At 64.2% G+C, this 4,334-nt stretch carries 5 protein-coding genes; 2 read left to right on the top strand and 3 right to left on the bottom strand.

Annotated features, from left to right (window positions below):
* Positions 1–669: hypothetical protein (locus tag VKI00_RS02035; RefSeq protein ID WP_324434923.1), on the top strand; the 669-nt coding region annotated here is incomplete at its 5' end.
* 69 nt (positions 670–738) lie between these two features.
* On the opposite strand, the gene VKI00_RS02030 is transcribed toward VKI00_RS02035, so the two are convergent.
* Genes VKI00_RS02030 through VKI00_RS02020 form a run of 3 tightly spaced genes read right to left on the bottom strand, consistent with a single transcriptional unit; the run spans position 739 to position 3,897 of the window.
* Positions 739–1,965 carry an Nramp family divalent metal transporter gene (locus VKI00_RS02030; RefSeq protein ID WP_324434921.1) on the bottom strand — a complete coding sequence of 409 codons (1,227 nt, stop codon included), beginning with the start codon at positions 1,963–1,965 and terminating at the stop codon, positions 739–741.
* Positions 1,966–2,014: 49 nt separating this feature from the next.
* Complete coding sequence (locus tag VKI00_RS02025) at positions 2,015–3,097, bottom strand: diacylglycerol kinase (protein ID WP_324434919.1); 1,083 nt, start codon at positions 3,095–3,097, stop codon at positions 2,015–2,017.
* A gap of 8 nt (positions 3,098–3,105) precedes the next feature.
* The gene (locus VKI00_RS02020) at positions 3,106–3,897 is read right to left on the bottom strand and encodes an SDR family oxidoreductase (RefSeq protein ID WP_324434917.1); all 792 of its coding nucleotides are present in this window, start codon (positions 3,895–3,897) and stop codon (positions 3,106–3,108) included.
* Between the two features lie 166 nt (positions 3,898–4,063).
* On the opposite strand from VKI00_RS02020, the gene VKI00_RS02015 reads away from it, so the two are divergent.
* Positions 4,064–4,334: DUF222 domain-containing protein (locus VKI00_RS02015; protein WP_324434916.1), on the top strand; the 271-nt coding region annotated here is incomplete at its 3' end.

Raw genomic sequence — 4,334 nt, 5'->3', positions numbered from 1 at the left:
GACGTATGCGGCTCGGTCTCAACCCGTTCTGTAACCCTGGCTACGTCGGTCCGCTGGTCGGACCGCACTCTTGACTTGATCGCGCCCAGGGAGTGCGATTCGAAAAACGTAAACCTCGGAAAGGGAGAACTTGTGGGTGTTTTGATCCGTCCATTGGCGGGAGAGAACTGGCTCATTATGCCATCGGCCGTCGCGGTGAACGAGTCTCCGCCTCGCAGCATCAGCGACCAAAAATGGATCCTTGTGCTCAGTGGGGTCGGCATTCTGAATTTACAGGGCACGAATGCCAATGATTGGACTCGCGAAACTAGAACAATCCTACCCGATTATAATTATCCGTTGCAGTTTGCGATCAACCAATATTCGATTCCCGTACCAACGGCCACGGGGCATGTCCTACCTGCGTTCAATCTCGACGCGAACGGTTGGGTACCATTCGCCGCCGTCAGCTCCACCTTCGACAACGGCTCAACCGATGTGGGATTCGCGGTGGACGTTTGGCGACCGTCGCCCTTTCTGCACACCCAGAATTATGCCAGCGGCGAGCCAGTTAACGTTGATAGAGTATTTGACGGCATCGATGTAGATGTTGCTGTAAGAAATAACAAGGCTACCCTATACCGCGTCAGTTATAACTTTACGCTTGTAGGTCAGATCATTTTCATTTAGTCGGGGGAGGTGCATCCCGGCTGATAGTCGCTAAAAGTCTCGTTTACGATGGTAGGAGCGTGTTGCGGGTTAGTCCGACACGGTTAGGCAGATCAGCACCGCATTGAGCAGGCTGATCATCACACCCACCACCCAACCGATCGCGGTCGTGATGCGGTGATTGGCGTCGCTTCCCATGAGTGCGCGGTCGCTGGTCAACCGAACCAACGGAAGCAGCGCGAACGGAATGCCGAACGACAGCACGACCTGGGAGAGCACCAGCGTTCGGGTCGGGTCGTAGCCCAGCGCCAGAATCAGCAGCGCGGGCGTCAGCGTCACCAGCCGACGTAGCAGCATCGGGACCGACCAGTAGAGCAATCCCTGCATGATCATCCCGCCGGCGTATGCGCCCACCGATGCCGACGCCAAACCCGACACCAGCAATCCGATCGCGAAGAACACCGCGATCGTCGGGTTCACGGTGTCGTGCACCGCGGTGTAAGCCCCCTCGATGGAACCGGTGCCGCCGCGCTCGCGCATGTTGAGCGCAGCGATCAGCAGCATGGCCGCGTTCACCCCTCCGGCCAGCACCATCGCCAGCCCGACGTCCAACCGGGTGACGCGCAGTAGCCGTCGCCGGTCCGGGCCGGGATCGGGATGGCCGTGCCGGTCGCGGGCCATCCCGGAATGCAGATACACCGCGTGCGGCATGACCGTCGCACCCAGGATCGCGGCGGCCAGCAGCAGGCTTTCCTTCCCATGGAATCGCGGCACCAGCCCGCCGATCACGGCACCGGGCGGCGGTGTTGCGACGAAGAAACTGGCCGTGAAGCCGATGGCGATCACCACCAGCAATCCGGTGATGACGCGTTCGAAGATCCGCTGACCGCGTTGGTCCTGTACTCGCAGGAGCAGCAGCGACACCGCCCCGGTGATCGCTCCGCCGATCAGCAGCGGCAGGTGGAACAGGATGCGCAGAGCGATCGCCCCGCCGATCACCTCGGCGACGTCGGTGGCCATCGCGACGATCTCGGCCTGTGCCCAATACGCCAGCCGGGCCCGTCGGCTCAGTTGCGCTCCGACCGCTTCCGGCAGTGAGCGCCCGGTCACCAGCCCGAGCTTCGCCGAGAGGTATTGCACCAGGCCGGCCATCGCGTTCGCGATGACGACGACCCACAGCAGTAGGAAGCCGAACTCCGCGCCGGCGCTGACGTTGGCGGCCACGTTGCCGGGGTCGACGTAGGCGATCGCTGCGACGAATGCGGGGCCGAGTAGATACCAGCCCGTCTTGAGCCGGGCGCGGCTCTCCTCCGTCACCTAACTCACTTTCATTGGGCGAATAAGAAAGTTAGGTTAGCCGAAACCTTCAGCCCGCGGCGTAGAGGCCGCGCCCGGTGACCAGCGGCAGGTCCAGCGTGGTGCGGATTCCGGGCGGGGCGGCCACCACGGCGGGGATGGCGTTGACGACGCGCATCGCGGTGGCTACCAGCCCGGCGTGATTGTGGTCGCCGTTGGGGCTGCTCAAGCAGACGTCGACGCCATACGACGGCTCGCCGGTGATCTCGATGCGGTAGGAGCCACCGGGCTGGGCGGGCTGCGGCCAGTCCGGGCAAAGGTCGTCACGCAGACGGGTGACGTGTTCCAGGATGACGACGGGATCGCCGTCCACCAAACCGAGCACCTCGAAACGCAGCGCCGCGGCGCTGCCCTTGGGGATATGCCCGGAGGCGATATCGAAGTCCTCGGGTGCCGGCTCGCGCACGTACATCTCTTCGACCGCGTCGAGCTCGAGACCCAGCCCGGCGGCGAGCTGCCGCACCACCGATCCCCACGCCAGGCTCAACACACCGGGCTGCAGCAGCATCGGAATCTCGTCGATCGGTTTGCCGAATCCCATCACGTCGAACATGACCGTTGCGCTGTCGTAGGTGGCGTAGTCGACGATCTCCATGCAACGGATCTGCTCGATGTGCTGGCAGGTGCCCGCCAGCGCCAGCGGCAGCAGATCGTTGGCGAATCCGGGATCGATGCCGTTGACGAACAGGCTCGAATTACCTTCCCGCGCAGCATCTTCGATCGGGCTGAGCATCTCCTGCGGAAGCACCTGCCACGGGTATTGCAAAAAGACCGCACTGCTGCCGACGACGTTCACCCCGGCGGCCAGGATGCGCCGGTAATCGTCGAGAGCGTCGGGCAACCGGTTGTCGGCCATCGCGGTGTAGACCGCGCACTGCGGCTTGGTGGCCAATACCGCGTCCAAGTCCGTGGTCGCGATGATGCCGGTCGAATCCTTCAGTCCGGCAAGCTCTCCGGCGTCTTTACCCGCTTTCGATTCCGAAGACACCCACACCCCGGTGAGCTCGAATTCCGGGTTGCCGATCAGTGCTCTCAGCGCGTGGACACCGACATTGCCGGTGCCAATCTGGACGACTCGAATGGCCTTGCTCATAGTTCCGCTCACAGGTCCGGGATCGGGAGGTCGAGGTTGGGAAAGGTGATGCCGCCGTCGACCTCGATCACCTTGCCGGTCAGGTAGGCGCCGGCGGGCGAAGCCAAATACACTGCTGCGGCGGCGATTTCCTCGGGCTCGCCGAGACGGCGCATTGGCGTTACCTTTTCCATCGGCTCGCGTAGCTCGTCGTTGGAGGCGACGATGTCCAGCGCGGAGGTGGCGATCGAACCCGGCGCGATCGCGTTCACCCGAATCCGCGGGCACAGGTCCAGCGCGGCCAGCCGGGTGTAGTGGGCGAGTGCGGCCTTGGCGGTGCCGTAGGCGGCGAAACCGCGGCCGGCCACCCGTCCCATCGTCGAGGTGATGTTGATGATGCTGCCGCCGCCGGAGTGTTCGAGCATCAGCGGCGCCGCGGCGGTGGTCAACGCGTGCGCGGTGGCGACGTTGAAGGTGAACGCGGCTTTGAGGTCCTTCGTCGAGGTACTCAACAGCGCGTTGGGCATGGTGCCGCCGACGTTGTTGACGACGATGTCCAGCCGTCCGAAGGCTTCGACCGCCTTGCCGGCCAGCTCCGCGGTCACTTCGGGCTGGGCCAAGTCCGCCGCGACGACGTGGGCGCGGCGCCCTGCGGCGCGGACCTTTTCGGCGACGGCCTCGAGTTCGGATTGGGTGCGCGAGGCGATGACGACGTCGGCGCCGACCTCCGCGAATGCCACGGCGATGGCCGCGCCGAGGCCGCGTCCGCCACCGGTGACGACGGCGACCTTGTCGTCGAGTCGGAATCTGTCCAGGATCACGCGCGTCACCGTAACAAGGCGGCCGCCGTCCCGGAACCTTATTTCTGAAACACGTTCTAGTTTTTTCCGTGGTGGCTCAGCGGCTGCGACGTATCGGCAAAGAATGGCTGAGCCAACGGAACTGACGACCCTGTGGTTGTCCGGAGCCGCTGCTATAATCGAACGTATGTTCGAGTCAATGGAGTTGTCGACCACGGGCGAGTCGGCTGCGCTGCTCGAGCAGGCGTGCGCGGCGGCGCGCAGTGAAGCACAGGCCACGGCGCGGCGGCTGAACACGATCGCCGACCTGCTGGCCTTGCGGAGTCGCCAGTATGGCGACCGCGCGGAGTGGGTCGCCGATCTGTGGGACGCGATCGTCGCGGAACTGGCAGCGGCCCTGCGGGTTAGCCGCGCGCTGGCGTCAAGCTACCTGTCGGATGCCGAAATCCTGCGTGAGC

Origin of the sequence: Mycobacterium sp. (genome assembly GCF_035314665.1) — a bacterium.
Taxonomy (GTDB): Bacteria; Actinomycetota; Actinomycetes; order Mycobacteriales; family Mycobacteriaceae; genus Mycobacterium.
This window is presented reverse-complemented; position numbering and strand designations above follow the sequence as displayed.

What these genes read in the sequence shown, in the direction of transcription:
- VKI00_RS02025 (WP_324434919.1), bottom strand. Translation starts at nt 3,097, where the DNA reads ATGAGCAAGGCCATTCGAGTCGTCCAGATTGGCACCGGCAATGTCGGT.